Consider the following 25,303-nt stretch of genomic DNA (forward strand, 5'->3'; position numbering starts at 1 on the left):
CGGTAACACTCGCGCGGGGGCGCCCCCGGGTAGTCTCCGTGAACACTTAAGGTTGCTTTTTGATTCAAAGAGCGCGTCGGATTGCCCCAAAGGTGTTAAATCCACGTGTTGCCCGTGACAACCCGCGACCCGCGGCTTGCCGTGTGATGGAGGTCAGATGAGCACCGCGACGCCAGCACCGCCGATGATCAAGGCGGCGGCGGTGAACAAGCATTTCGGCGACCTGCACGTGCTCAAGGACATCGACTTCGAGGTGCCCAAGGGCCAGGTCGTCGTGATCCTCGGGCCGTCGGGTTCCGGCAAGTCGACCCTGTGCCGCGCCATCAACCGGCTCGAACCGATCGACTCCGGCGAGATCCGTATCGACGGCAAGCCGTTGCCCGCGGAAGGCAAGGCACTCGCCGCCCTCCGCGCGGACGTGGGCATGGTCTTCCAGCAGTTCAACCTGTTCGCCCACAAGACGATCCTCGAAAACGTCACGCTCGGCCCCACGAAGGTGCGCCGGGTCAGCGCCGAGGAGGCCCGGAAGACCGCGATGGAGCTGCTCGACCGGGTGGGGATCGCCAACCAGGCGCAGAAGTACCCCGCGCAGCTCTCCGGGGGGCAACAACAACGAGCCGCGATCGCACGGGCGCTGGCGATGCGCCCCAAGGTGATGCTGTTCGACGAGCCGACCTCCGCCCTGGACCCCGAGATGGTCCAGGAAGTGCTCGACACGATGACCGAGCTGGCCGACGACGGCATGACGATGCTCGTGGTGACCCACGAGATGGGCTTCGCCCGCAGGGCCGCTCACCGCGTCGTGTTCATGGCCGACGGCGAGATCGTGGAGGACACGACCCCCGACGAGTTCTTCACCGCTCCGAAGTCCGAAAGGGCGAAGGACTTCCTCGGGAAGATCCTCACTCACTGACACATTGTCGTGGCGGCGTGGGCCGCCCTCAACCGGGAACAGGAGAGGTGCACATGAAGATCCGCACCCTGACGGTGGGCCTGTTGGCCGCGAGCCTCGCCCTCACCGCATGCGGCAAGGAAGGGTCGCCGGCAGACGACGGAGGCTCGAACGGCGACGGTGGCAACACCCCGGCCCTGAGCTACGAGGTGGCCGAGAACGTCACCGTGGAGGGCTCCCCCACCTTCGACAAGATGAAGAAGGCCGGCCACGTCGTCGTCGGCGTCAAGGACGACCAGCCGAACCTCGGCTACAAGGACCCGACGACGGGTGAGTACAGCGGCTTCGACATCGAGATCGCCCGGCTCGTTTCGGCCAAGCTCGGCTTCGACCCGAAGACCATCGAGTACAAGGCCGTCCCCTCCGCCGGCCGTGAGCAGGCCATCATCAACGGCGACGTCGACTACTACGTCGGCACCTACACGATCAACGACAAGCGCAAGCAGCAGATCAGCTTCGCGGGTCCGTACTTCGTCGCCGGCCAGGGCCTGCTGGTCGCCAAGGACAACAACGACATCAACGGCAAGGACGACCTCAAGGGCAAGAAGGTCTGCTCGGTGAGCGGGTCCACGCCGATCCAGAACGTGCGGGACCAGGGTCTGCACCAGCCCGGCGGCGAGCTCGTCGAGCTGCAGACCTACTCGCAGTGCGTGTCCGAGCTGCTCAACGGCCAGGTCGACGTCGTCACCACCGACGACGCCATCCTGCTCGGCTACGCCGCCCAGCAGCCCGACGAGCTGAAGGTCGTCGGCGAGACCTTCACCGAGGAGCCCTACGGCATCGGTCTTCCGAAGGAGGACGACGCCCTCCGGGACAAGGTGAACGACATCCTCGAAGAGGCCATGGAAGACGGCACGTGGCAGGAGATCTACGACGCCACGCTCGGCAAGTCGGGCAACAAGGCCGAGATGCCGAAGGTCGACCGCTACTGACGCCGACAGCGGCCCTCGGCGGTGATCCGTCCCCACGACGGAAACGCCGAGGGCCGCTCATGTCGGCAGCCGCCCCATCTGTCCCCGCACCACCGAGGGAAACATGGACGTACTGCTGGACAACCTCGACCTGTACGGGTCGGGTTTTCTCAACACCATCAAACTGTTCGTCTTGTCGGCGATCGGCTCGTTGGTGCTGGGCACGATCCTGGCGATGCTGCGGGTAAGCCCGGTTCCGATCCTGCGCGCCGCCGGTGCCGCGTACGTGACGTTGTTCCGGAACACGCCGCTGACGCTGCTGTTCTTCTTCTTCGTCTTCGCCTATCCGCTTCTCGACATCCTCGACCTGACGTACTTCTGGGCCGCCGTCGTGGCGTTGATCGTGTACACGTCGGCGTTCGTGTGCGAGGTCGTGCGGTCGGGTATCAACACCGTGCCCGTCGGTCAGGCGGAGGCCGCTCGCGCCATCGGCCTCACCTTCGGCCAGACACTGAGCCAGATCATCCTTCCACAGGCGACGCGCTCCGTGGTGCCGCCGATGGTCAGCACGATGATCGCGTTGCTCAAGAACACCACGATCGCGGCCGGGTTCTCGGTCGTCGAGGCGGGAGCGATCCAGAACTACCTGTCCGAGCGCGGCTACAGCGTGCTGATCGGTCTGCTGTGGGTGGCCCTCGGTTTCGTCATCCTGATCACCCCGATGACCCTGTTGCAACGTAGCCTCGAGAAGCGCTGGAGCGTGGCCCGATGAGCGCCGTCCTCTTCGACGTCCCCGGCCCGAAAGCGCGAGTACGGCACCGCGCCTACGCCGTCGTGGGTGTCCTCGCCCTCGTCGCGGTCATCGGATACGTCGTCTACAAGTTCGCCGAAGCAGGCCAGTTCGACGCCGAGATCTGGGAGTGGATCCTCTACGAGCAGATCCAGCTCGAACTCCTCGACGCGCTGCTCAACACGCTGCGCGCGTTCGCGGTCGCGGCGGTACTGGCACTCGCGTTCGGTGCGATCTTCGCCGCGGCCAGGCTCTCCGACCACGCGATCCTGCGCATCCCGGCGACGGCGATCGTGGAATTCTTCCGCGCCGTGCCGCTCGTAGTGATGATCTTCTTCTTCCACTACGGACTCGCGCTGGGTGCGCCGTTCTACTCCGTGGTGCTGGGCCTGACCCTGTACAACGGCTCGGTGCTCGCCGAGGTGTTCCGCGCGGGCATCCTCTCCCTGCCCAAGGGGCAGAGCGAGGCGGCGTACGCGATCGGCATGCGCAAGGCCCAGGTGATGCGCCTGGTGCTGCTGCCGCAGGCCCTGCGCGCGATGCTGCCCGCCATCATCAGCCAGCTCGTGGTGTTGCTGAAGGACACCGCGCTGGGCTTCCTCATCACCTACGAGGAACTGCTGCGCTACGCCCGCTATCTCGGCGGCATCATCCAGTTCGACCGACCGCTCATCCCGATCACCATCGTGGTCGGCGCGATGTACATCCTCATGTGCCTGGCCCTGACCGGTGTGGCGAAGTGGCTGGAGTCCCGGAACCGCCGCAGCAAAAAGGCACTGACGGTGGACGTCACGGCCGAGACCGAGGAAGCCACTCTCACCGACGGCAAGCCCGCCTGATCGGTTCGTCTGCTCGGGACCCGAAGGCCGTCGTCACCCGGAGACGGGGACGACGGCCTTCGGCGTTCCTCACCCCTTGTCGCGGCGGAACAGCTTGTTGCCCAACCACACCACCGGGTCGTAGCGCCGGTCCGCGACCCGCTCCTTCATCGGGATCAACGCGTTGTCGGTGATGTGGATGTTCTCCGGGCACACCTCGGTACAGCACTTGGTGATGTTGCAGTAACCGAGTCCGTGCTGGGTCTGGGCGGCGTCCCTGCGATCGGCCACGTCGAGCGGGTGCATCTCCAGCTCCGCGATGCGCATGAGGAAACGCGGACCGGCGAAGGCGGGCTTGTTCTCCTCGTGATCGCGGATCACGTGGCAGACGTTCTGGCACAGGAAGCACTCGATGCACTTGCGGAACTCCTGCGCACGCTGCACGTCGACCTGCTGCATGCGGTACTCGCCCGGTTCCAGCTCCGGCGGCGGCGTGAACGCCGGGATCTCGCGCGCCTTGACGTAGTTGTAGGACACGTCCGTCACGAGATCCCGGATCACCGGAAACGTCCGCATCGGCGTCACGGTGATGACCTCCTCGGGCCGGAAGGCCGACAACCGCGCCATGCACAACAACCGCGGCCTGCCGTTGATCTCGGCCGAGCAGGACCCGCACTTGCCCGCCTTGCAGTTCCACCGCACGGCCAGGTCGGGGGCCTGCGTGGCCTGCAGCCGGTGGATCAGGTCCAGCACGACCTCGCCCTCGTTGGCCTCCACGGTGTAGTCGCGCAACTCGCCGGAGCCGTCGTCCCCGCGCCAGATCCGCAGCTTCGCCTCGTAACCCATGTCAGGCCGTCCTTTCCGGATGGTCGGCCAATTCCTCGTCGGTGTAGTACTTCTCCAGCTCCGACAGTTCGAACAGTCCGAGTAGGTCGGCCCGCATCGGTTCCTGTTCCTTGACGGTGACCTCGATGTGGGGGACCGGGTCCTCGTCGCCGGTGGCCGAGCACACGAGCAGCCGGTTGCGCCACCGCGGGTCCATCTGCGGGTAGTCGTCGCGGGTGTGGCCGCCCCTGCTCTCGGTGCGCTGCAACGCCGCGCGGGCCACGCACTCGCTGACGAGCAGCATGTTCCGCAGGTCCAGGGCCAGGTGCCAGCCGGGGTTGTACTGGCGGTGTCCCTCCACCGTGACGGCACGGAGCCTGCCCCGAATCTCGTCGAGCTTCTCCAAGGCCTTCTCCATCTCGTCGGCCGTGCGGATGATGCCCACGAGATCGTTCATGCACTGCTGCAGTTCGGCCTGCAGCGTGTAGGGGTTCTCCGGGGTCCGCCCGTCACGTGGTGGGTCGAACGGCGCCAGCGCGGTCCGGGCGGCCACCGCGACGTCGACCTCGGACACCGTGGGGCGTTCGGTGAGCGATTCGACGTAGTCGGCCGCCCCGAGCCCGGCCCGGCGACCGAACACCAGGAGGTCCGACAGCGAATTGCCCCCGAGGCGGTTGGAACCGTGCATTCCACCGGCGCACTCGCCCGCCGCGAACAGGCCGGGCACGCTCGACGCCGCCGTGTCCGGGTCGACCTCGACCCCACCCATCACGTAGTGACAGGTCGGCCCGACCTCCATCGGCTCCGCCGTGATGTCCACGTCGGCGAGTTCGGCGAACTGGTGGTACATCGACGGCAAGCGCCGCTTGATCTCCTCGGCCGACATCCGACTCGCGATGTCGAGGTACACCCCGCCGTGAGGCGAGCCGCGTCCCTCCTTGACCTCGGTGTTGATCGCTCGGGCGACCTCGTCACGCGGCAGCAGGTCCGGCGTCCGCCGGTTGTTGTCGGGGTCGGTGTACCAACGGTCGGCCTCCTCCTCGGTCTCCGCGTACTGGCCCTTGAAGACGTCCGGGATGTAGCGGAACATGAACCGCTCGCCCTCGGAGTTGCGCAGCACACCGCCGTCGCCGCGCACGCCTTCCGTCACGAGGATGCCCTTCACGCTGGGAGGCCAGACCATCCCCGTGGGATGGAACTGGACGAACTCCATGTTGATCAACTTCGCGCCCGCCCGCAGCGCCAGGGCGTGCCCGTCGCCGGTGTACTCCCAGGAGTTCGACGTGACCTTGAACGACTTGCCGATGCCGCCGGTGGCGAGCACGACGGCGGGGGTCTCGAAGAGCACGAAGCGACCCGACTCGCGCCAGTAGCCGAACGCTCCGGCGATGGCGCCGTCGGACGTGAGCAACTCCGTGATGGTGCACTCGCTGAAGACCTTGAGCTTGGCCTCGTAGTCGCCGTAGGTGGCGTGGTCCTCCTGCTGCAGCGACACGATCTTCTGCTGCATCGTGCGGATCAGTTCCAGACCGGTCCGGTCTCCGACGTGCGCCAGCCGGGGATAGGTGTGCCCTCCGAAGTTGCGTTGGCTGATCCGGCCGTCCTCGGTGCGGTCGAACAGCGCGCCGTACGTCTCCAGCTCCCACACGCGGTCGGGAGCCTCTTTGGCGTGCAGCTCCGCCATCCGCCAGTTGTTGAGGAACTTCCCGCCTCGCATGGTGTCGCGGAAGTGCACCTGCCAGGAGTCGTTCGAGTTGACGTTGCCCATCGCCGCGGCACATCCGCCCTCCGCCATGACGGTATGCGCCTTGCCGAACAACGACTTGCACACCACCGCGACGGAGAGTCCCCGCTGCCGCGCCTCGATCACGGCCCGCAGGCCCGCACCGCCGGCACCGATCACCACCACGTCGTAGCTGTGCCGTTCGACCTCGGTCATGGAAAGTTGGCCACCTTCGGTTGTTCGCCGTACCGCGCCGGAGCGCACGGCTGTGTTCGGAATTCAGTTGAACAGGCGCAGGTCGGGGATCGTGTCCGTCGACACCAGCCACACGTAGAGGTCGGTGAGGACGAGCGTGCCCAAGGTGATCCAGGCGAACTGCATGTGCCGGACGTTGAGCTTGCTGACCTGCGTCCAGATCCAGTAGCGGACGGGATGCTTCGAGAAGTGCTTCAGTCTTCCGCCCGTGACGTGTCGACACGAGTGGCACGACAGCGTGTAGCACCAGAGGAAGAACACGTTGACCAGGAGGATGATGTTGCCGAGGCCGATCCCGAAGCCTCGCTGCCCGTCGAACGCCACGACGGCGTCGTACGTGTTGATCACCGTGATGACGAAGGCGACGTAGAAGAAGTACCGGTGCACGTTCTGCACGATGAGCGGCAGCCGGGTCTCACCCGTGTACCGCGCGTGGGGTTCGGCCACCGCACAGGCGGGAGGCGCGAACCACACCGAACGGTAGTAGGCCTTGCGGTAGTAGTAGCAGGTGATCCGGAACAGCAGCAGGAACGGCAAGGACAAAAACGCCAGCGGGATGAAGCTCGGCAGCTCGCCGATCGGTGTGCCGAAGTGGCTCGACCCCGGCACGCAGGACTCGCTCAGGCACGGCGAGTAGAACGGCGTCAGGTAGTGGTACTCGGCGTCCCAGTAGCCCTCGCGCATGAACGAACGAATGGTCGCGTAGACGACGAACGCCGTCAGGCCGAGCGTGGTGAACAGCGGGGAAAGCCACCACCGGTCGGTGCGCAGGGTGCGGCTCGCCAAGGCCGCGCGCGTCCGTACGGGCCCGGCCCCCGCTTCGGCACCGGGGTTCGTGGTCTCGCTCCTGTGCGGATGATCAGTGCTGGTCACGTTGATAACCACCCACGCCCTCGTCGTCGGCTCCCTTCCACAACGCGGGGTCGTACGGGGTGTCGGGAATCTTCACGATGTCGTGCCGAGGTCGGGACGCCTGCGCCGGTACGGGCGGCGCCTGCGCGAGTTCCTCGGCGTCGATGTCCAGCCGGTCGATGTCGTTGGTGATCCGGCGCAGGGCGGGAGACTCGCCGTAGCGGGATCGGAGCCCGCCGACGCACTGCCTGAGCTGGCCGATGACCCGTCGCAGCTCCGTCATCTCGGCACTGGACATGCTCACCCTCCGAATTCGTTGTCCGCGTCCGACACCGGTAGGGCCGACTCTGCACCTCGGTACGTCAATGTGACAAGTAGCACACCCCGACCGTTTGACGTGAGCAAGATCACTCTAAATTGCGGTCTGGATCGATTTTGTGGCCCTGGTGCTGGGCTGTATCGTGCAAGCTGCCACACAGTCGCGACGCCATCGCCGCCGTCTCGTCTCTTCAGTTGCTCACCCTGAGTAACCAGTTCGTGTGCCGCTCGCCCGCCGTAATCGACCGGAGAACATGCCGTTGAGCCTTCATCCCGTCATCGCCGACGTCACCCAGCGCATCGCCGAACGCAGCGCCGAGACACGACGGACCTACCTCGCTCGTGTCGAGAGCGCCGCCGCCGAAGGCCCCGCTCGCGCGGCACTGGGGTGCAGCAACCTCGCACACGGCTTCGCGGCCTGCTCGGGCCCCGATCTCCTCGCCGTCAAGGAAGCCCGCAAGCCCGGCATCGCCATCGTGTCGGCCTACAACGACCTGCTCTCGGCACACCAGCCGTTCCACGAGTTCCCCGCGTGGATCAAGGACGCCGCCAGGGAGGCGGGTGGCGTCGCCCAGTTCGCCGGAGGCGTGCCCGCGATGTGCGACGGCATCACGCAAGGCCGTACGGGCATGGAGCTGTCCCTGTTCAGCCGGGACGTCATCGCGATGGCCACCGGCATCGCGCTCTCCCACGAGATGTTCGACGGCACGCTCCTGCTCGGCGTCTGCGACAAGATCGTGCCGGGGCTGCTCATCGGCGCCCTCGCCTTCGGACACCTTCCCGCCATGCTGGTCCCCGCGGGCCCCATGACCTCGGGCCTGCCGAACAGGGAGAAGGCCCGCATCCGGCAGTTGTACGCCGAGGGCAAGGCCACTCGGGAGGACCTCCTCGACGCCGAAGCCGCCGCGTACCACTCCCCCGGCACCTGCACCTTCTACGGCACCGCCAACTCCAACCAGCTCGTGGTCGAGGTGATGGGGCTCCACCTGCCCGGAGCCACCTTCGTCCACCCCGGCACGCCACTGCGCAAGGCGCTCACCGAGCAGGCCGCCCGCCGCATCGTGGAGATCACGCGCGGCGGGAAGGAGTACACCCCGCTCGCACGCGTCGTCGACGAGCGCAGCATCGTGAACGGGATCGTCGCCCTGCTGGCCACCGGCGGCTCGCAGAACCACACCCTGCACCTGCCCGCCGTCGCCGCCGCGGCGGGGATCAAGCTGACGTGGGACGACTTCGCCGACCTGTCGGCGGTCGTGCCGTTGCTCGCGAACGTCTACCCCAACGGCAGCGCGGACATCAACCACTTCCACGCCGCGGGTGGCGTCCAGGTGCTCGTCGGAACCCTCCTCGACGCGGGTCTGCTGCACCCCGACGTCGAGACCGTCGCCGGGCCGGGACTCCACCGGTACCGCGAGGAGCCGATCCTGGACGACGGCAAGCTGATCTGGCGCGAGGTGCCCACGGCCACGCTCGACGACACCGTGCTCCGCACCGCCGACAACCCCTTCGCCCCCGAGGGCGGCCTGCGCATGGTCTCGGGCAACCTCGGACGCGCCGTCATCAAGGTGTCGGCCGTGGCGCCGGAGAACCGCGTCGTGCAGGCGCCCGCGCGCGTCTTCTCCTCGCAGGCCGACTTCACCCGAGCGTTCCGGGCCGGGGAACTCGACCGCGACGTCGTCGTGGTGATACGCAACCAGGGGCCTCGCGCAAAGGGAATGCCGGAGCTCCACGCGCTGATCCCCGCGCTCGGCGTGCTCATGGACCGCGGTCACCGCGTCGCCCTCGTCACCGACGGCCGCATGTCCGGCGCCTCGGGCAAGGTCCCGGCCGCCATCCACGTGACGCCGGAAGCCGCCGTCGGCGGTCCTCTGTCCAAGGTGGAGGACGGCGACGTCGTGCGCCTCGACGCCGACGCCGGGGAACTGGACGTGCTCGTGGAGGCGAGCACACTGGCACAGCGCCGACCCGCCGAGCCTCCGGCTCCGGAGGAGTGGTGGGGCAACGGACGCGAGCTCTTCACCGCCCTGCGCAGTACCGTGGGACCCGCCGACCTCGGCGGTAGCGTCTTCGGCGACCCCGCCCCCTGGGCCATCACCACCGAGAAGCCGGTCGACGTGAAAGGACACGCATGAACGCCGACACCCTGCTGACCCTTTCCCCCGTCCTGCCCGTGGTGGTGTTGCCCGACGCGGACCAGGCCGTCCCCGTGGCCAGAGCCTTGCACGCGGGCGGTGTCCGCGTGGTGGAGATGACCCTGCGCACCGATGCCGCGCTGGAGGCCATCCGCCGAGTGACCGCCGAGGTTCCCGAGGTGGTGGTCGGCGCCGGCACCGTGATCACCCCGGAACAGGCACGGGCGGCGGCGGACGCGGGCGCGGCGTTCCTCGTGACTCCCGGCACCACCGACGCCCTGCTCGACGCCGTGGTCGCCACCGGACTTCCGGTGCTGCCCGGCGCCTCCACCGTCTCCGAGGCCATGCGGTTGGCCGAGCGCGGCTTCGACCGACTGAAGTTCTTCCCCGCCGAGGCCAGCGGTGGCGTCGCGGCCCTGTCGGCCATCGCAGGGCCCTTGCCGCACTTGCGGTTCTGCCCCACCGGAGGCATCACCGCCGAGAGCGCTCCGCGCTACCTGGCGCTTCCCAACGTGGGATGCGTCGGGGGTTCCTGGCTGACGCCGAAGGACGCGCTCGCGGCGCGGGACTACGCGCGCATTGAGACACTGGCCAAGGAGGCCACCGCTCTCGGAACGGAGGCCGGGACGGCGACGACGTAGCGGGCACGGCGGGCTCCACCCGTCGTGGAGGGAGGTCTGCCGGAAGCATGTCGTGGGACTGGTTCACCTCCGACGAGTACTGGATTTCGCGGCTGGTCTTCCAGAAGATGCTGGCCGCGCTGTACCTGGTGGCGTTCCTCAGCGCCGTGAACCAGTTCCGCCCGCTGCTCGGCGAGCGGGGGCTGCTGCCCGTTCCGGAATTCCTGGCACGCGTGAACTTCCGCCGCGCGCCGAGCCTGTTCCACCTGCACTACTCCGACCGGTTCTTCGCCGCGGTGGCGGTGACCGGCGTCGTCGTGTCGGCCGCGTTGGTGGCCGGGGTGGCGGACCTGCTGCCCGTATGGGGATGTCTGCTGCTGTGGGCAGTGCCGTGGGTGCTGTACTTGTCGATCGTCAACGTCGGACAGACCTGGTACGCGTTCGGCTGGGAATCGTTACTGCTGGAGACGGGTTTCCTGGCGATCTTCCTCGGGCCGGCGCACACGGGTGTGCCCACGCTGGTGCTCTGGCTGCTGCTGTGGTTGCTGTTCCGACTGGAATTCGGCGCCGGGCTGATCAAGATGCGGGGCGATCGGTGCTGGCGTGAGCTGACCTGCCTGTACTACCACCACGAGACCCAGCCGCTGCCCGGCCCGTTGAGTTGGTACTTCCACCATCTGCCGCGGTGGATGCACCGCGTGGAGGCGGCGGCCAACCACGTGGCACAGCTCGTGGTTCCGTTCGTGCTCTTCGCGCCCCAACCCGCGGCGAGTGTCGCGGCGGGCGTCGTGATCGTCACCCAGGGCTGGCTGGTGCTCAGCGGCAACTTCTCCTGGCTGAATGCTCTCACCATCACGCTCGCCGTCCCCGCTCTCGACGGCGAGCTGCTGGGCGTGTCGCCTCCGGAGGAGCTCGCCACGCCGCCGGTGTGGTACGGAGCCCTCGTGATCGCCGTGACGGCCGGGGTCGCGGTGTTGAGCTACTGGCCCGTGAAGAACCTGCTCGGCAAGGGCCAGTTGATGAACTACAGCTTCAACCAGTTCCACCTCGTCAACACCTACGGCGCCTTCGGCAGCGTCACCCGCGACCGGTACGAGGTGATCATCGAGGGTACCGACGAGGAGACCATCGGCCCGGAAACCGTGTGGCGCGAATACGAGTTCAAGGGCAAACCGGGCGATCCGTACCGACGTCCGCGGCAGGTCGCGCCGTACCACCTACGGCTGGACTGGCTGCTGTGGTTCCTCTCGCTGTCGTCGCGATACGGGGGCCGCTGGCTTCCCGCCCTGGTCCGGAAGCTGCTCGACGGCGACCCGCAGATCCGCCGTCTGCTCCGTCACGATCCCTTCGACGGGAAGCCACCCACGCATCTCCGGGCCCGGCTGTTCCACTACCGCTTCACGACCCCGGCCGAACGAGCCGAGACCGGCGCGTGGTGGGTCAGGGAGCCCGTGGGCACGGTGGTCCGCACCTGCCGCCTCAATGCCGACGGCACTCCCGTTCCCGTGTGAGACGGTCCGGCGGGCGAGCGGCGCAATCAATCACACGTGCGGAAAGTACGGACACCCGTGCGTGAAGTGCGGCCACGCGTACCGGAACTGCGGACACGCGGTCAGGGGTCCACGTCATCGAGGAAGGTCGGTTCCGCTCCCACTTCGCGGAGTTCCTCGCGGACGACCCGGTATGACAGGCCCTGCGGGTATCCCTTACGAGCCAACATACCGAGCAGCCGACGCGTGGCCTTCTGCTCGTCGAGGCCGGCCATGGTCCGCAATTTCTTGCGCACCAGTTCCCGAGCCCGCTGTTCCTCGGCATCGGAGTCGATCGCCCCGGCGGCCTCGGCCGCGACCTCCGGGTCGACCCCTTTGCGCTTCAACTCGGCGACCAACGCCTTGCGCGCGAGACCCCGGTGAGTGTGCCGCGAGCGCACCCACATCTCGGCGAACGCGGCATCGTCCACCAGCCCCGCATCGTCGAGCTTGCCGAGCAACCTCTCGCCGATGTCGTCGGCGAAGCCCTTCCGGCGCAACGCCTGACGCAGCTCGTCCTTGGTACGCGGCCGCGCGGCCAGGAGGTCGAAGCAGAACTCCTTGGCCTTGCGCCACGCCTCCTCGGGCGGCAGGTTGTGCATCGACGCGCCGGTTTCGTCAGAAGTCGACCGGAGCGGGAGCGCTGTCCTCACCCTCCTCGGCCCCGATGCCGAGCTTTTCCTTGATCTTCTTCTCGATCTCGTTGGCGACGTCCGGGTTCTCGCGCAGGAACCGCCGGGCGTTCTCCTTGCCCTGACCGAGCTGGTCGCCCTCGTAGGTGTACCAGGCGCCCGACTTACGGACGATGCCCTGGTCGACACCCATGTCGATCAAGGAACCCTCACGCGAGACACCGATTCCGTACAGGATGTCGAACTCGGCCTGCTTGAACGGCGGCGCGACCTTGTTCTTGACGACCTTGACCCTGGTGCGGTTACCGACCGGCTCACCGCCGTCCTTCAACGTCTCGATCCGGCGCACGTCGAGGCGGACGGAGGCGTAGAACTTCAGCGCCTTACCACCGGTGGTGGTCTCGGGGCTGCCGAACATGACGCCGACCTTCTCGCGGAGCTGGTTGATGAAGATCGCCGTGGTGCCCGAGTTGTGGAGGGCACCGGTGATCTTCCGCAGCGCCTGGCTCATCAGGCGTGCCTGAAGACCCACGTGGGAGTCGCCCATCTCACCCTCGATCTCGGCCCTGGGCACGAGAGCGGCCACGGAGTCGATGACCAGGATGTCGAGCGCGCCCGAGCGGATCAGCATGTCGGCGATCTCCAGCGCCTGCTCACCGGTGTCGGGCTGGGACACCAGCAGGGCGTCGGTGTCGACCCCCAGCGCCTTGGCGTACTCGGGGTCGAGCGCGTGCTCGGCGTCGATGAAGGCCGCGATACCTCCCGCCTTCTGCGCGTTGGCCACGGCGTGCAGCGCGACCGTCGTCTTACCCGACGACTCCGGGCCGTAGATCTCCACGATGCGGCCTCGTGGCAGGCCCCCGATACCCAGCGCGATGTCCAGCGCGATGGCTCCCGTCGGGATGACCTCGACCGGCGGCCTGGTGTTCTCACCGAGGCGCATCACCGATCCCTTGCCGAACTGCTTGTCGATCTGGGCAAGGGCCAAATCGAGCGCTTTGCCCTTGTCCGGTGCTGCTGGCATGGAATCCACCTCATTGGCTGTTCATCGGGGCCCGCAGATGCGCTGTCGGGAGTCCGCGGGATGTCTGTTGTTCGAGTCCGACGTTACGGGCCGGGTCTGACAGTTCGCGGCCGCGCCGGGTGGTTGTCCACAGCCGGACCTCGTTGTGGACAACCACGATAGCCGAACACGTGTTCGACGTCGAAACGACACGCCTCCGCTACCGTCGTTCGACGGGGATGTCGAACTCCGCGCACACCGCCCGCCAGATCTCCTTGGCCGGAACGCCGTCGTCGAGAGCCTGGTCGACGGTCCGGCCCCCGAGTCCGCTGAGCACGTGGTCGGAGGCCAGCGTCGCCGCACGCACCTGGCCGAACTCCTCGGCCATGAGTCGCCGGAACACCGTAATTCGCATCGGCTCCAGCGTAGTCATCCCCGCGGTACGCCCGAAGGACCGTAGGGTGGTCCCATGGTGTTGTCGCAGGGCTTCTCCGATCTCCAGTCCACTGCGCTCACGCTGGCGTCGATCGCCGTGGTCGGCAGCTCACTGGTCGTGCTGATCATCAGCGTGCTCCGCAACCGGAGGAAGTGACCCGAGCTCACTCGCCCGGTTGCACGGTGTTCTCGAAGTAGTCCGCCATCGCGTTCGCCGAGGTGGTCTCGCCCTCTCCCGTGAGATTGACCTGGTAGACGAACCCGGCGAGCGGGCGATCGTCCACGGTGAACACCACCACCGACGAGTTGCGTCCCGCCGAGGCCGCGTAGCGGCCGGACAGTCCGTTGCCCTGCCACTCCGCCTGCACCTGCTCGCCCCCACCCGTGCGGGTCAGTAGTCCGTCGAGGTACTGCTCGATGGCGCCTTCCGACGCGGAATGCAGGTAGGTGATCTGCGCTCCGGGCAGGCCGGGAGCCGAGCAGGTCACCGTGACGCCGAGTTCCTCCTCGTTCGCCGCGGCCGCGGGGCCCGTACCGGTGCCCGGCGCGCAGTTGTTGTCCCGAGGCACGGTGCCCGCGAGCTGGCGCATGCACCCGGTGAACCCCTGCTCGTCGGGTGTCCCCGGCTGTCCGCATTCCGACGCCGCGTACGTCTCGGCCGAGGAGGACGGCCAGAACAGCCACGTCGCCACGCCCCCGAGCACGGCCACGGCACCGACGGCCACGGCCGCGATCAGCCCGGTGCGCTTCTTCGTGCCGCCGGTCTTCGGCACCGAGGGGAAGTTGGCGGGCGCGGTCCCCGTGGAGCCGAGAGGCGTCCCCGAGGTCGGCTGCGGCCCGGTGGTCGGATAGGTCGCGGGGTACTGCTGCTGCGGTGCGGGCTGGGCCGGCACCGCCCCGGCGGGAGGCGAGTAGGGACCCGTCAGGTTCGGCGTCGGGGCGGGCGCGACCGTCGCGGGGGCCGACTGTGCCCCCACCACGTCGCCGTCGACCTGCTGCGTCCGCATGCTGAGGCCGTCGGGGCCCACGTGGTGCGCGCCGAACGCCACGGCCGTCTCGGGCTGGTCGAGACTCGACGGCACCACGCCGAGCTTCTCGGCCAACAAGCTGCCCACGAGCGGCAACCTGCTCGACCCCCCGACGAGGTAGATCCCGGCGAGCTGGTCGGGGGTCAGTCCCGCCGAGCGCACCGTGCGCGCGAGCAACTCGACGCTGCGCAGCATCATGGGCCGCACCAGCGCTTCCAGCTCCGCCCTGGTCACCAGCACGTCCGAGAACGGCTCGGGCATGGGCACCTCGGTCTGCGGGAGCCGGGAGAGCGCCTCCTTCGCGGCCTTCACGTCCTCCTGCAAGGCCCTGCGGGCCCGGCGGTCGGCGGTCGACTCCGGACGCAGGAGACGCTGCCACCGCTGCGGGTCGCTGTGGGAGACCTCGCGACCGACGTGCACGAGCAGGGCCTGGTCGACGTCCAGGCCACCGAGGTCGGGAAGACCGTCCTCGGCCAGTACCGTGAAGCCGTTCTGGGTGGCTCCGAGCACCGCGACGTCGAACGTGCCCGCGCCCAAGTCGTAGACGGCGAGCGTCTGCCCCGGCGCGAGTCCCTTGCCGGGGAAGGACGCGAAGTGCGCCGCCGCGGCGACGGGCTCGGGCACCAGCGTGATCGCGTTGCCCATGCCGGCGAGTCGAGCCGCGGACAACAGGACGTTGCGCCGCACGGGGCCCCACTGGGCGGGGTGGGTCAGGCGCACCTCCTCGGGCGGCTCACCCCCGAGCTGCCGCACGGTCTCGTCCAGCACACGGCGCAGCACGGCGGCGAGCGCCTCGTTCACGGGCACCACGTCGGTGCCGAGCAGGAGGGTCTGCTCGTCCACCCTGCGCTTGGGGTTCGGCTCGAAACGGGTGGGATCGAGCCGCGCGCGACGTTCGGCGTCCCTGCCGACCACGAGGCCACCCTCTTCCTCGGCGAACACGGCCGAAGGCATCGTGGCCGAGCCGTCGACGTCGATGACCCTGGGTGGTCGCCCGTGTGCGGAGAGGACGGCCACGGTGTTCGACGTACCGAGATCGACGGACAGAATCCCCACCAGTTCTCCCTTGTCGAGTTCCCGAGAAACCGCGGTGATGCTTTCACGTCGGGCGACGACGCGGGGACGCACCCGGCAGTTCCGGCCGCTCGACGAACGACGCGAGGCCGAACTGTCGGGGTGGCACGCATGATGGAGATGTGCCCGACGACGTCCGCCCAGCCGTACTGGAATTGTTCTCGCCCGCCACCCGGCAGTGGTTCGAGGGCGCGTTCGCCGCGCCCACGGCCGCTCAGGAGGGGGCGTGGCGGGCGGCCGAGGCGGGCGAACACGCGCTGGTGGTCGCACCCACCGGCTCCGGCAAGACGCTGGCCGCGTTCCTGTGGGCACTCGACCGGCTGGTCACGTCGGCACCACCCACGCGGGAGCGACGCTGCCGAGTGCTGTACGTCTCCCCGCTCAAGGCGCTCGCCGTGGACGTCCAGCGCAACCTCCGAGCACCACTGGCCGGTATCTCGCAGGCCTCCCGCAGGCTGGGGCTGGAGGCCCCCGACATCACGGTGGGCACTCGCACGGGCGACACCACGCCCGCCGAACGCCGCGCGTTCGCGCGCACCCCGCCCGACATCCTGGTGACCACGCCGGAATCGCTGTTCCTGCTGTTGACGTCCGCGGCGCGCGAAGCCCTGCGCGGTGTCGAGACCGTGATCGTCGACGAGGTACACGCCGTCGCGGGCAGCAAGCGCGGCGCACACCTCGCGTTGTCCTTGGAACGGCTCGACGACCTGCTCGAACGCCCCGCGCAGCGCATCGGGCTCTCGGCCACGGTGCGTCCCGTCGACGAGGTGGGCACGTTCCTCACCGGTGGCAGGCCCGTCCGTCTCGTCCAGCCCCCGGCGAGCAAGACGATCGAGGTGCGGGTCGAGGTCCCCGTCGAGGACATGGGTGAACTCGACGCCCCACCCACGCGGGAGGAACCGGCCTCGCTGCCCTCGGAGGCGGACCCGGAGGGCGCTCCGGACGTACCCGAGCGGGCCGGACGGGCGTCGATCTGGCCCGCCGTGGAGGCACGAGTGCTCGACCTCGTGCGCGCACACCGTTCCACCATCGTCTTCGCCAACTCGCGCCGCCTCGCCGAACGACTCACCGCGCGGCTCAACGAACTGGCCGCCGAGCAGGCGGAACTGGACACCGAACTCACGAGCGCGGCCACCTCCCGCTTCCCCGCCGAGGCCGCCGGCCAGTCGGGAGTCACCCCGCCCCGTCCGGCGGAGGCCCCGGTGGTGGCGAGGGCGCACCACGGCTCGATGTCGCGGGAGCAGCGCAGAAACGTCGAGGAGGAGCTGAAGTCGGGGCGGCTGCCGTGCGTGGTGGCGACCTCGTCGCTGGAACTGGGCATCGACATGGGCGCGGTGGACCTCGTGATCCAGGTGGAGGCACCGCCCACGGTGGCGTCGGGCCTGCAACGCGTCGGACGGGCGGGCCATCATGTCGGCGCCGTGTCCACGGGCGTGGTGTTCCCCAAGTTCCGCGGCGATCTCGTCTCGTGCGCCGTCGTGGCCGAGCGTATGGCCGAGGGCGCCATCGAGGCCGTGCGGTATCCCCGCAACCCCCTCGACGTGCTGGCCCAGCACGTCGTGGCGATGGTGGCCGTGGAGCCTCGCACGGTGGACGACGTGGCGGCGACCGTGCGCAGGGCGGCGCCGTTCGCGGCCCTGCCCGACGACGCGCTGCACGCCGTGCTGGACATGCTCGCGGGCCGGTACCCGAGTGAGGAGTTCGGCGAACTGCGTGCCCGGATCACGTGGGACCGGGTCACGGGGGTACTGCGAGGCCGACCGGGAGCGCAACGACTGGCCGTCACCTCGGGCGGCACGATCCCCGACCGCGGGTTGTTCACGGTGATGACACCGGGCGACGGCGAACGGCCGGGCTCGCGTGTGGGGGAACTCGACGAGGAGATGGTGTACGAGTCCCGTGTCGGCGACACGGTACTTCTGGGCACGTCGTCCTGGCGGATCACCGACATCACCCACGACCGGGTCGTCGTGGTCCCGGCGCCCGGCGAGCCCGCGCGGATGCCCTTCTGGCGCGGTGACGCGCAGGGCAGGCCGCTCGAACTGGGCCGCGCGCTCGGACGATTCCTCCGCTTTCTCTCCACATCGGACCGGGAAAAGGCGTTGAACCGTGCGAAGCGGGCCGGGCTCGACGACCGCGCCGCCGAGAACCTGTTGTCCTACGTCGCCGAACAACGCGAGGCGACACGCCATGTCCCGAGTGATCGCACGGTGCTGCTGGAGCGGTTCCGCGACGAGCTCGGCGACTGGCGGGTGGTGGTGCACTCCCCGTTCGGCGCGCAGGTGAACGCGCCGTGGGCGCTCGCCGTGGCGGCCCGGCTGAGGGAGCACCGCGGCGTGGACGCCCAGGTGGCCCACTCCGACGACGGCATCGTGCTCCGGTTGCCGGACGCCCTCGACGACGAGGGCCGCGAAGTGGTGATCGGCGCCGAGGACGTGCTGTTCGACCCCGACGAGATATCGGAACTGATCACCGCGGAGGTGAGTGGGTCGGCGTTGTTCGCGGCTCGTTTCCGCGAGTGCGCGGCCCGGTCCCTCCTGCTGCCCCGCCGCGATCCGCGTCGCCGCACCCCGTTGTGGCAACAGCGGCAACGCGCGTCGCAGCTGCTCGGCGTCGCCGCGAAGTACGAACGCTTCCCCGTGGTGCTGGAGGCCATGAGGGAGTGTCTCCGGGACGTCTACGACGTCGACGGGCTGCGCGAGCTGATGGCCGACATCGCGGCGCGGTCCGTGCGCGTCGTCGAGGTCCAGACCCCCTCGGCCTCCCCGTTCGCCCGCAGCCTGTTGTTCGGCTACGTCGGCATGTTCCTCTACGAGACGGACGCGCCGCTGGCGGAACGACGCGCGGCGGCGCTGTCGCTCGACTCCGCCCTGCTGGCGGAGCTGCTCGGCACCGAGACGATCCGCGAACTGTTGGACGCCGAGGTCGTCGCCGAGGTGGAACGATCGCTGCAACGGCTCGCCCCCGATCGGCACGCGCGGGGCCCCGAGGAGGCCGCCGACCTGCTGCGATTCCTCGGCGACCTCACGCGGGAGGAGGCCGAGGCACGGGGAGTCCGGCCGGAGTGGCTCGACCAGCTCGTGGCCGAACGCCGCGCCATCGTGGTGCGCATCGCGGGGCAGGAGCGGCACCTGGCCGTCGAGGACGCTGGCCGGGTCCGGGACGCCCTCGGCGTGGCGCTTCCGGTGGGGGTGCCCGAGGCCTTCACCGAGCCCGTTGCCGACCCGCTGGGAGATCTGTTGCGCCGCTACGCACGGACGCGCGGACCGTTCTCGGCCCACGACGCCGCCGCCCGCTTCGGGCTCGGGCTCGCGGTGGTCACCGGCGTGCTCGACCGGCTGACCGCCGAGGGCACGCTCGTACGGGGCGAGCTGCGCCCGCAAGGCCCCGAGGCGGGCACGGAGTACTGCGACTCCGCCGTCCTCCGCCGGCTGCGCCGCGCCTCGCTGGCACGCCTGCGCGCCGAGGTGGAACCCGTCGAGCGCGCGGCCCTGGGGCGTTTCCTGCCGAGTTGGCACGGCATCGGCGCTCACCGAACCGCTCGGTGGACCCCCGCCGCCGACGACGTGCTCTCGGTGGTCGAACAGCTCGCGGGTGCCCCGCTGCCCGCGAGCGCGCTGGAGTCGTTGATCCTGCCGAGCAGACTGCCCGGCTACCAGCCCGCGCTGCTCGACGAACTCATGGTGGCGGGCGAGGTGACGTGGTGCGGGTGCGGCTCGCTGTCCGGAGGTGACGGCTGGATCGCTCTGGCGCCCACGGACGTGGCGGAGGCGCTGCTACCGGACGTGGAGGACACCTCCGCACACGGGCCCCTGCACGCGGCGGTGGTGTCGGCGTTGGAGGGTGGCGGGCTGTTCTTCCGGCAACTCGTCGACCGGGTGAGTGTCTCGCTGGACGAGCCGTGCACCGACGCCGACGTGATCGCGGCGTTGTGGGATCTCGTCTGGGCGGGAGTCGTGTCGGGCGACACGCTGGCTCCGTTACGCGCGCTGGTGGCGAGCGGGGGCGCGGCACACAAGCCGCGCCGGTCGGCTCCACGGGGACGCTATGCCCGGCTGCGAGCGGCCCGGCCGGCGATGCCGAGTCGCACCGGGCCGCCCACGGTCGCCGGACGCTGGGGCCTGACCCCACCTCGCGAGCCCGACCCGACCCGACGGGCCTACGCACGCACCGAGTCGTTCCTGGAGCGGCACGGCGTGCTCACGCGTGGAGCGCTGGACACCGAGCGGGTGCGCGGCGGCTTCTCCGGCATCTATCGCGTGTTGCGCGGCATGGAGGACTCGGGCCAGGTCGTCCGTGGCTACGTCGTCGAGGGACTGGGAGCGGCGCAGTTCGCCGCCCGCGGCGCGGTCGACCGGCTGCGCGCCGTCGCGGAGGCCGGGGGCTGGCGGGCCGAGCGGAAGGTCGTCGTGCTGGCCGCCACGGACCCCGCCCAGCCGTACGGAGCGGCGCTCCCGTGGCCCGCCGTCGTGGGCGACACGAAACATCGTCCCGCCCGCAAGGCCGGAGCGTTGACCGTGCTCGTCGACGGTGTCCCCGCGCTGTACGTCGAGCGGGGCGGTCGGTCGTTGCTGTCGTTCACCGAGGACACGGTCACGTTGCGTGCCGCCGCCGAAGCACTGTCGGAGGCGGTGCGAGAGGGCTGGCTCGGACAGCTGCGAGTGCAGCGCGCCGACGGGGAACACGTGTTGACCTCGGAAATGGCGGCCGTGCTCCGCGAGGTCGGATTCCGGGCGACTCCGCAGGGGCTGCGCCTACGGGCGTAACGGAGTGCGACCGCCACACGGAGTACGTCGCTAAGCTCAGCTGCGCGAATCTCCAGGAAGGACAACGTTCATGGCTATGCGCGACATCCGCTACTTCGGTGATCCGGTGCTGAAGTCACCCTCGGACCCGGTGACGACGTTCGACGACACGACGCGGGCGCTGGTGAACGACCTGCTCGACACAGTGCAGGCTCCGGGGCGAGCCGGGCTCGCCGCGCCGCAGATCGGTGTGGGCCTGCGCGCGTTCAGCTACAACGTGGACGGCAAGCTGGGGTACGTGCTGAACCCGGAGATCGTGGAACTCTCCGAGGAGAAGCACCAGATCATGGAGGGCTGCCTGTCCCTGCCGGAGCTGGGGTTCCCGACGGTGCGTGCCGTGCGGGCGACGGTCAAGGGTGTGGACCTCCGCAACGAGCCCGTGGTCGTGTCGGGCGAGGGAGTCATGGCGCAGTGCCTGCAGCACGAGGTCGATCACCTCGACGGATTCCTGTACATCGACCGCATCACCCCGGAACTTCGCAAGCAAGCACTCCGCGAGGCCCGCGACAAGGATTGGTTCTGGTCCCGATAGGACAGTCACGGTAACAACACACACGATCACGTGAATCGTTATCGATCTGTGTCCATCCCCACTCTCTCGTGACATTTCCGTTGTCGGTTCTTAATCTGACCGGCGCTGCGATCACGGGAGTGAGGGATGATGACGGGTCGACACCGCGCACCGAGACGCTCGCCGTCCTGGCTCCGCCCCACGGCGCTGGGCATCGTCGCCGCGGGAACACTCGCGTTGACGGTCTACGCCACCGGTGGCCTGCTGCGAAACAACGACGCCACTCCCGCGGCCCTGGCCATGACCCCACCTCCCGTGACCACCACCGTCGAGACTTCGACGAGCACGGTCTCCGCCACGCCCACCACACGGAGCACCACGACGACAACGACGTCGGAGTCGGTCGAAAGCACCGAACCCGAGACCACTGAGCCGACCACCACGACCGAGGAGCCCCCACCGGAGCCCGTCACCCCGGAACCCGAGCCCTGCTCGACGGACCTGCAAGGCACCGAGCCCCACGTGGCCCAGGTCGGCCACCACATCCTCACGCAGTTCGCCGTGGACTCCGTGGGCGGGCGCGCGAGCCGCGCCAACGCCAGCGATCACCCCCTGGGACTGGCCCTCGACTTCATGGTCGGCCCCGAGGTGGGCGACGCACTCGCCGACTACGTCCTCGACAATCAGGCCGCGTTCGGCGTCACCTACGTGATCTGGCAACAACGCATCAACAGCGGAGCGGGCTGGTCGCTGATGGAGGACCGCGGCAGCCCCACGGCGAACCACATGGACCACGTCCACGTGTCGTTCGCCGCGGGCGCGGCCGTGTCGGTCACGTGCTGAGGTGCCCGGCGGTCACCGCGTGGCCAGCCGCAGCAGCGCCCACAACTGCCCGGCCGCGTCGTCGTCTCCCGTGACGGTGACCGCACCGGGCCCCTGCCGACCCCACAACCACAGGAAGACCCGAGCCGGTTCACCCGAGACCACGGCATCCGCCCCCTCGACCTCACCCGCGGTGCTCCGCCACGCGACGGTGGACTCGGGCGTCATCCGCGCGATCCACCGACAGCCGCCCGCAGCGACCGCCACGGAGGCGGGTCGCGTCGCGGTGACGCCGAGCATCGGCAGCCGGTGGCCGAACCACAGCAGCAGGGCCTCGTCGATACCGTCGAGGGCGATGTCATGGGGGATCTCGGAGTTCTCCACCCCCGCGGCTCGTTCGGCGTCGACCCGGTGCACCGTCGTCTCGTGGGCCATGCGGCGACACCAGAACCCGATCGTCGGATCACCGTCCCACCACGTGGCCGCGGGAGCGGACGGCTCTCGCGCGGCGATCACCTCGCACAACGCCTCGGCGCCCTCACGCAGGTAACTCTGCACGGTCTGCCCAGGGTAGGGCTCACGTCGCCACCTCCGCGGAGCCTCACCGCGAAGCAGCCACTGGGACGCCGCCCGATGGACGTCCCCCACGTGTCGAACGACCTCACCCAGTGTCCATCCGGGACACGTCGGCACCACCGCGCCGAGTCCGCCCGCACGGGAGGTCTCCACCAGCAGTTCGGCTTCGTAACCGATGGCGTCGAGCAGCCGACCGTGGTCGACCACGGCGGTTCCGGTCATCGCTCACCTCGCCGCGGCCGGGGCCGGGGCCGGGTACGCGCACCACACCACGAGGCCCGCGCTTCGGACTCTCCGTCGCTTCCGTGGACCACCCGGTGGGCCAGCGCGAGGAACTCCTCCGCCCGGTGTCGCAACTCGTCGACCGCCTCGGCCCCGACGTGCCGGCTGATACCGGCCTGCGCCGCCGCATAACCGGCCGAGTGGGCCGCGAAGTACTCGGCCCACTGGGTCACCTCGGGCGCGACCGAGGTCAGCAACGTCCAGGTGCTCTGCGGCTTCGCCACCTGACGATGGGGACGCCCCTTCGCCACCAGGATCGCGGCTCCCGCCCGCAACGCCGACAGGTAGGAGGCGACGAACCCGCCCACGAGCGTCGTCTCCCGTTCGGCGTCGGCCAGACCGTGTCGCGCCTGCGCGAGCAGGGCCACGGCCTCGGGCGAGGCGGGACGGCGTGGCTCGAACACGGCGACTCGCCCCGTACGCGGGGCCGGTATCCCGTTCCCCTCGGCCCGTTTCGTCGGAGGCGCCGGAACACCTCCGCCGCGCGGGTGCACCGCACGAACATCACCGTGCCGCGGTACGAATCCCACCGACATGGCTCCACCTCCCCATCCGGCGCGTCCTCCGGGCGCCGGTCGGGTCCGGCGCGGGGTGCTTCCCCTCACCACCGCGCCGGACTTCTCGTCGAACCGCACCCATCGACGAACCAACCACCGCTCGAACATGTGTTCGAACAACTACAGATTAGCCCGCCCGCCCTCGTCGTTCAAGACCGAAACCCGGCGAGCGGCGTCGCACCTCGGGACGAGCCGTGATCTCATAGCCTTATGAGCCGGCCATCCGATCGATCCGCCGATCCCATCCGTGACCACCCGGCCGTCGCCAAGGTCGCTGCCGTGCTCGCCGAGGCGGGGCAGGCCGACAGCGCCGCGGGCATCCGGTTCCTCCCCCGCGCCGCCCGCACGGCGGCACAGGCCGCCGAGGCCCTGGGAGTTCCCGTGGGCGCCATCGCCAACAGCCTGGTCTTCCGCATGACGACGCCCGACGGCACGGCACCCCTGCTCGTCCTCACCTCGGGAGCTCACCGGGCCGACACCGACAGGCTCGCCGCTCTCACCGGGGCACGGCGTGTCGAACGAGCGGATCCCGACTTCGTGAGGACGCACACGAGCCACGCGATCGGAGGCGTGGCACCGGTGGGCCACCCCACCCGCATCACCACACTGGTCGACGAGGCACTACGCGCGTACGACACCGTGTGGGCGGCAGCGGGGCACCCCCACACCGTCTTCCCCACCACGTTCGACGGCCTCGTCGCGGCCACCGGGGGCCGTCCCGCCACGGTCGCGGCCGATTCCACCGACTCCCACACCGAAAGGGCGGCACCACGATGACCTCCACCTCGCCCCGCCACCAGCGCATCGTCCGGCTCACCGGCGAGGAGTTCCGCGCTCTGCTGCCCGAGGCCTTGTCGATCTACGTGGCAGCCATGAACTACCCGCCGAACACCGCACAGCAACGAGCGCCCATGTGGCTCACCCACGCCCTTCGCGCGGGCTGGCGCAGTGTCGCGGCGTTCGACCCCGACGACACCCTGGTGGGGGTGGCCTACGGTTATCGGGGCAACCCCGGCCAGTGGTGGTACGAGCAGGTGCACCGCGGAGTCGTCGCTCGGGAAGGGGAAGCCACCGCGCGGGCCTGGTTGTCCGACTACTTCGAACTCACCGAGATCCACGTTCGGCCCGACCACCACGGACGCGGTATCGGTGAGACGCTGCTGCGCACGTTGCTGGACGGCGTCGAGCAACGGCACGTGCTGCTGTCCACTCCGGAAGGCCCCACCCGCGCGTGGAGGCTGTATCGCAGGCTCGGTTTCGTCGACGTGCTGCGCGACTACCGTTTCGCGGGCGACCCCCGCGCGTTCGCCGTGCTGGGACGGACCCTCCCTCTCGACTGAGGTGGTTCAGGCCAGCGCGTACAGGTCGTACACCACGGCATCGGCCAGCCGCGCCGCGGTCGCCACGAACACCGTGCGAGACAGCCACGCGTACCGTTCGTCTCCCGACTCGATCCGAACGCCGAGGCGGAAGTAGTACTCGCGAGGGTCCACCGTCTCCCCCGCGGCCACCCGTCGGATCACGGCGTCCGGGCCGTGCCGCACCCCCGAGGTGGCGAGGTACACCACCGCGCCGTCATCGGTCCGCGCGATGTAGCGCGTGTCGATGGTGGTGCTGCCGTCGTCGTGCACGAGCTGCCAGTCGGCCCCACCGGGCAAGATCTCCCCGTGCAGCCGGTCGCCGTCGACGCGTCCCCCGACGATCGGCACGACGCGTCGTACGCCTCCCGCCGTGGGCCCCACCGAGAGGACGTCGCCGAGTTCCACGTGAACTCTCGCGATCCGTTCCAGCTCCAACCCCGGTAGTTCCACGGCCACCTCCGCCGACGTTTTCCGACGGGGCGGAGGCTAGCG

Annotated in this window: 24 protein-coding genes; 13 read left to right on the plus strand and 11 right to left on the minus strand. The window is 69.3% G+C overall.

Going from position 1 to position 25,303, the window contains the following annotated elements:
- Positions 1-184 precede the first annotated feature (184 nt).
- The 4 genes from SACGLDRAFT_RS15225 to SACGLDRAFT_RS15240 all read left to right on the plus strand — a co-directional run bounded on the left by SACGLDRAFT_RS15225 (position 185) and on the right by SACGLDRAFT_RS15240 (position 3,492).
- Positions 185-913 carry an amino acid ABC transporter ATP-binding protein gene (locus SACGLDRAFT_RS15225; RefSeq protein ID WP_198283572.1) on the plus strand — a complete coding sequence of 243 codons (729 nt, stop codon included), beginning with the start codon at positions 185-187 and terminating at the stop codon, positions 911-913.
- Between the two features lie 53 nt (positions 914-966).
- Positions 967-1,884: a glutamate ABC transporter substrate-binding protein gene (locus SACGLDRAFT_RS15230; RefSeq protein ID WP_005465717.1), complete on the plus strand. Its 918-nt coding sequence runs from the start codon at positions 967-969 to the stop codon at positions 1,882-1,884.
- Between the two features lie 103 nt (positions 1,885-1,987).
- Positions 1,988-2,635, plus strand: a complete 648-nt coding sequence (locus tag SACGLDRAFT_RS15235; RefSeq protein WP_005465718.1) for an amino acid ABC transporter permease — start codon at positions 1,988-1,990, stop codon at positions 2,633-2,635.
- A complete protein-coding gene (locus SACGLDRAFT_RS15240; RefSeq protein WP_005465719.1) occupies positions 2,632-3,492 on the plus strand; it encodes an amino acid ABC transporter permease in 861 nt (286 codons plus the stop codon). The genes SACGLDRAFT_RS15235 and SACGLDRAFT_RS15240 overlap by 4 nt, the downstream gene beginning before the upstream one ends.
- A 69-nt stretch (positions 3,493-3,561) precedes the next feature.
- On the opposite strand, the gene SACGLDRAFT_RS15245 is transcribed toward SACGLDRAFT_RS15240, so the two are convergent.
- From SACGLDRAFT_RS15245 to SACGLDRAFT_RS15260, 4 genes are all read right to left on the minus strand, one after another.
- A complete protein-coding gene (locus SACGLDRAFT_RS15245; RefSeq protein WP_005465722.1) occupies positions 3,562-4,317 on the minus strand; it encodes a succinate dehydrogenase/fumarate reductase iron-sulfur subunit in 756 nt (251 codons plus the stop codon).
- Between the two features lies 1 nt (position 4,318).
- A complete protein-coding gene (locus SACGLDRAFT_RS15250; protein ID WP_005465723.1) occupies positions 4,319-6,235 on the minus strand; it encodes a fumarate reductase/succinate dehydrogenase flavoprotein subunit in 1,917 nt (638 codons plus the stop codon).
- A 63-nt stretch (positions 6,236-6,298) separates the two neighbouring features.
- Complete coding sequence (locus SACGLDRAFT_RS15255; RefSeq protein WP_232283977.1) at positions 6,299-7,147, minus strand: hypothetical protein; 849 nt, start codon at positions 7,145-7,147, stop codon at positions 6,299-6,301.
- Positions 7,134-7,424: a hypothetical protein gene (locus tag SACGLDRAFT_RS15260; RefSeq protein WP_005465726.1), complete on the minus strand. Its 291-nt coding sequence runs from the start codon at positions 7,422-7,424 to the stop codon at positions 7,134-7,136. Before SACGLDRAFT_RS15260 ends, SACGLDRAFT_RS15255 begins: the two co-directional genes overlap by 14 nt.
- Positions 7,425-7,698: 274 nt before the next feature.
- Here SACGLDRAFT_RS15260 and edd point away from each other — a divergent pair, with 274 nt between their 5' ends.
- Genes edd through SACGLDRAFT_RS15275 form a run of 3 tightly spaced genes read left to right on the plus strand, consistent with a single transcriptional unit; the run spans position 7,699 to position 11,707 of the window.
- Entirely contained in the window at positions 7,699-9,576 is a 1,878-nt protein-coding gene (gene edd / locus SACGLDRAFT_RS15265) for a phosphogluconate dehydratase (protein ID WP_005465727.1), read from the plus strand.
- Positions 9,573-10,217, plus strand: coding sequence for a bifunctional 4-hydroxy-2-oxoglutarate aldolase/2-dehydro-3-deoxy-phosphogluconate aldolase (eda, locus tag SACGLDRAFT_RS15270; protein ID WP_005465728.1), 645 nt, complete (start codon positions 9,573-9,575; stop codon positions 10,215-10,217). Before edd ends, eda begins: the two co-directional genes overlap by 4 nt.
- A 47-nt stretch (positions 10,218-10,264) precedes the next feature.
- Positions 10,265-11,707: a lipase maturation factor family protein gene (locus tag SACGLDRAFT_RS15275; RefSeq protein WP_005465729.1), complete on the plus strand. Its 1,443-nt coding sequence runs from the start codon at positions 10,265-10,267 to the stop codon at positions 11,705-11,707.
- Between the two features lie 101 nt (positions 11,708-11,808).
- Here the strand turns inward: SACGLDRAFT_RS15275 and SACGLDRAFT_RS15280 are convergent, their stop codons facing one another.
- The 3 genes from SACGLDRAFT_RS15280 to SACGLDRAFT_RS15290 all read right to left on the minus strand — a co-directional run bounded on the left by SACGLDRAFT_RS15280 (position 11,809) and on the right by SACGLDRAFT_RS15290 (position 13,775).
- Positions 11,809-12,327 (minus strand): regulatory protein RecX, encoded by a 519-nt coding sequence (locus SACGLDRAFT_RS15280; RefSeq protein WP_005465730.1) that lies wholly within the window; start codon positions 12,325-12,327, stop codon positions 11,809-11,811.
- Between the two features lie 16 nt (positions 12,328-12,343).
- Positions 12,344-13,381: a recombinase RecA gene (gene recA / locus SACGLDRAFT_RS15285; protein WP_005465732.1), complete on the minus strand. Its 1,038-nt coding sequence runs from the start codon at positions 13,379-13,381 to the stop codon at positions 12,344-12,346.
- A gap of 199 nt (positions 13,382-13,580) precedes the next feature.
- The gene (locus tag SACGLDRAFT_RS15290) at positions 13,581-13,775 is read right to left on the minus strand and encodes a DUF3046 domain-containing protein (protein WP_040919144.1); all 195 of its coding nucleotides are present in this window, start codon (positions 13,773-13,775) and stop codon (positions 13,581-13,583) included.
- Positions 13,776-13,829: 54 nt separating this feature from the next.
- Between SACGLDRAFT_RS15290 and SACGLDRAFT_RS22965 the strand changes: the two genes are divergently transcribed.
- On the plus strand, positions 13,830-13,952 hold the full coding sequence (locus SACGLDRAFT_RS22965) for a hypothetical protein (RefSeq protein ID WP_005465735.1): 123 nt from the start codon (positions 13,830-13,832) through the stop codon (positions 13,950-13,952).
- Between the two features lie 7 nt (positions 13,953-13,959).
- Here SACGLDRAFT_RS22965 and SACGLDRAFT_RS15295 read toward each other — a convergent pair whose 3' ends face one another.
- Positions 13,960-15,879 carry an Hsp70 family protein gene (locus SACGLDRAFT_RS15295; RefSeq protein ID WP_005465736.1) on the minus strand — a complete coding sequence of 640 codons (1,920 nt, stop codon included), beginning with the start codon at positions 15,877-15,879 and terminating at the stop codon, positions 13,960-13,962.
- Positions 15,880-16,019: 140 nt separating this feature from the next.
- On the opposite strand from SACGLDRAFT_RS15295, the gene SACGLDRAFT_RS15300 reads away from it, so the two are divergent.
- From SACGLDRAFT_RS15300 to SACGLDRAFT_RS15310, 3 genes are all read left to right on the plus strand, one after another.
- Entirely contained in the window at positions 16,020-20,663 is a 4,644-nt protein-coding gene (locus SACGLDRAFT_RS15300) for an ATP-dependent helicase (protein ID WP_005465737.1), read from the plus strand.
- A gap of 70 nt (positions 20,664-20,733) precedes the next feature.
- Positions 20,734-21,234 (plus strand): peptide deformylase, encoded by a 501-nt coding sequence (gene def, locus SACGLDRAFT_RS15305; protein WP_005465738.1) that lies wholly within the window; start codon positions 20,734-20,736, stop codon positions 21,232-21,234.
- A 126-nt stretch (positions 21,235-21,360) separates the two neighbouring features.
- A complete protein-coding gene (locus tag SACGLDRAFT_RS15310) occupies positions 21,361-22,056 on the plus strand; it encodes a hypothetical protein (RefSeq protein ID WP_005465739.1) in 696 nt (231 codons plus the stop codon).
- Positions 22,057-22,068: 12 nt separating this feature from the next.
- Here SACGLDRAFT_RS15310 and SACGLDRAFT_RS15315 read toward each other — a convergent pair whose 3' ends face one another.
- Positions 22,069-22,833: a maleylpyruvate isomerase family mycothiol-dependent enzyme gene (locus tag SACGLDRAFT_RS15315; RefSeq protein WP_005465741.1), complete on the minus strand. Its 765-nt coding sequence runs from the start codon at positions 22,831-22,833 to the stop codon at positions 22,069-22,071.
- Complete coding sequence (locus SACGLDRAFT_RS15320) at positions 22,830-23,297, minus strand: SAV_6107 family HEPN domain-containing protein (RefSeq protein ID WP_157608825.1); 468 nt, start codon at positions 23,295-23,297, stop codon at positions 22,830-22,832. The genes SACGLDRAFT_RS15315 and SACGLDRAFT_RS15320 overlap by 4 nt, the downstream gene beginning before the upstream one ends.
- A 363-nt stretch (positions 23,298-23,660) precedes the next feature.
- On the opposite strand from SACGLDRAFT_RS15320, the gene SACGLDRAFT_RS15325 reads away from it, so the two are divergent.
- Both SACGLDRAFT_RS15325 and SACGLDRAFT_RS15330 read left to right on the plus strand, forming a co-directional pair.
- Complete coding sequence (locus tag SACGLDRAFT_RS15325; RefSeq protein WP_040919146.1) at positions 23,661-24,227, plus strand: YbaK/EbsC family protein; 567 nt, start codon at positions 23,661-23,663, stop codon at positions 24,225-24,227.
- Positions 24,224-24,790: a GNAT family N-acetyltransferase gene (locus SACGLDRAFT_RS15330; RefSeq protein WP_005465744.1), complete on the plus strand. Its 567-nt coding sequence runs from the start codon at positions 24,224-24,226 to the stop codon at positions 24,788-24,790. The genes SACGLDRAFT_RS15325 and SACGLDRAFT_RS15330 overlap by 4 nt, the downstream gene beginning before the upstream one ends.
- Before the next feature lie 6 nt (positions 24,791-24,796).
- On the opposite strand, the gene SACGLDRAFT_RS15335 is transcribed toward SACGLDRAFT_RS15330, so the two are convergent.
- Entirely contained in the window at positions 24,797-25,261 is a 465-nt protein-coding gene (locus SACGLDRAFT_RS15335) for a DUF3237 domain-containing protein (RefSeq protein ID WP_005465745.1), read from the minus strand.
- Between the last annotated feature and the right edge of the window lie 42 nt (positions 25,262-25,303).

The organism is Saccharomonospora glauca K62 (assembly GCF_000243395.2).
GTDB lineage: Bacteria > Actinomycetota > Actinomycetes > Mycobacteriales > Pseudonocardiaceae > Saccharomonospora > Saccharomonospora glauca.

Excerpts from the sequence above, each read along its gene's own strand:
- SACGLDRAFT_RS15290 (WP_040919144.1), bottom strand. The coding sequence starts at position 13,775 with ATGCGAATTACGGTGTTCCGGCGACTCATGGCCGAGGAGTTCGGCCAG.
- def (WP_005465738.1), top strand. The coding sequence starts at position 20,734 with ATGGCTATGCGCGACATCCGCTACTTCGGTGATCCGGTGCTGAAGTCA.
- eda (WP_005465728.1), top strand. The coding sequence starts at position 9,573 with ATGAACGCCGACACCCTGCTGACCCTTTCCCCCGTCCTGCCCGTGGTG.
- SACGLDRAFT_RS15310 (WP_005465739.1), top strand. The coding sequence starts at position 21,361 with ATGATGACGGGTCGACACCGCGCACCGAGACGCTCGCCGTCCTGGCTC.
- SACGLDRAFT_RS15235 (WP_005465718.1), top strand. The coding sequence starts at position 1,988 with ATGGACGTACTGCTGGACAACCTCGACCTGTACGGGTCGGGTTTTCTC.
- SACGLDRAFT_RS15240 (WP_005465719.1), top strand. The coding sequence starts at position 2,632 with ATGAGCGCCGTCCTCTTCGACGTCCCCGGCCCGAAAGCGCGAGTACGG.
- edd (WP_005465727.1), top strand. The coding sequence starts at position 7,699 with ATGCCGTTGAGCCTTCATCCCGTCATCGCCGACGTCACCCAGCGCATC.
- SACGLDRAFT_RS15325 (WP_040919146.1), top strand. The coding sequence starts at position 23,661 with ATGAGCCGGCCATCCGATCGATCCGCCGATCCCATCCGTGACCACCCG.
- SACGLDRAFT_RS15225 (WP_198283572.1), top strand. The coding sequence starts at position 185 with ATGATCAAGGCGGCGGCGGTGAACAAGCATTTCGGCGACCTGCACGTG.
- SACGLDRAFT_RS15250 (WP_005465723.1), bottom strand. The coding sequence starts at position 6,235 with ATGACCGAGGTCGAACGGCACAGCTACGACGTGGTGGTGATCGGTGCC.
- SACGLDRAFT_RS15230 (WP_005465717.1), top strand. The coding sequence starts at position 967 with ATGAAGATCCGCACCCTGACGGTGGGCCTGTTGGCCGCGAGCCTCGCC.
- SACGLDRAFT_RS15280 (WP_005465730.1), bottom strand. The coding sequence starts at position 12,327 with ATGCACAACCTGCCGCCCGAGGAGGCGTGGCGCAAGGCCAAGGAGTTC.
- recA (WP_005465732.1), bottom strand. The coding sequence starts at position 13,381 with ATGCCAGCAGCACCGGACAAGGGCAAAGCGCTCGATTTGGCCCTTGCC.
- SACGLDRAFT_RS15275 (WP_005465729.1), top strand. The coding sequence starts at position 10,265 with ATGTCGTGGGACTGGTTCACCTCCGACGAGTACTGGATTTCGCGGCTG.
- SACGLDRAFT_RS15330 (WP_005465744.1), top strand. The coding sequence starts at position 24,224 with ATGACCTCCACCTCGCCCCGCCACCAGCGCATCGTCCGGCTCACCGGC.
- SACGLDRAFT_RS15245 (WP_005465722.1), bottom strand. The coding sequence starts at position 4,317 with ATGGGTTACGAGGCGAAGCTGCGGATCTGGCGCGGGGACGACGGCTCC.
- SACGLDRAFT_RS15260 (WP_005465726.1), bottom strand. The coding sequence starts at position 7,424 with ATGTCCAGTGCCGAGATGACGGAGCTGCGACGGGTCATCGGCCAGCTC.
- SACGLDRAFT_RS15315 (WP_005465741.1), bottom strand. The coding sequence starts at position 22,833 with ATGACCGGAACCGCCGTGGTCGACCACGGTCGGCTGCTCGACGCCATC.
- SACGLDRAFT_RS22965 (WP_005465735.1), top strand. The coding sequence starts at position 13,830 with ATGGTGTTGTCGCAGGGCTTCTCCGATCTCCAGTCCACTGCGCTCACG.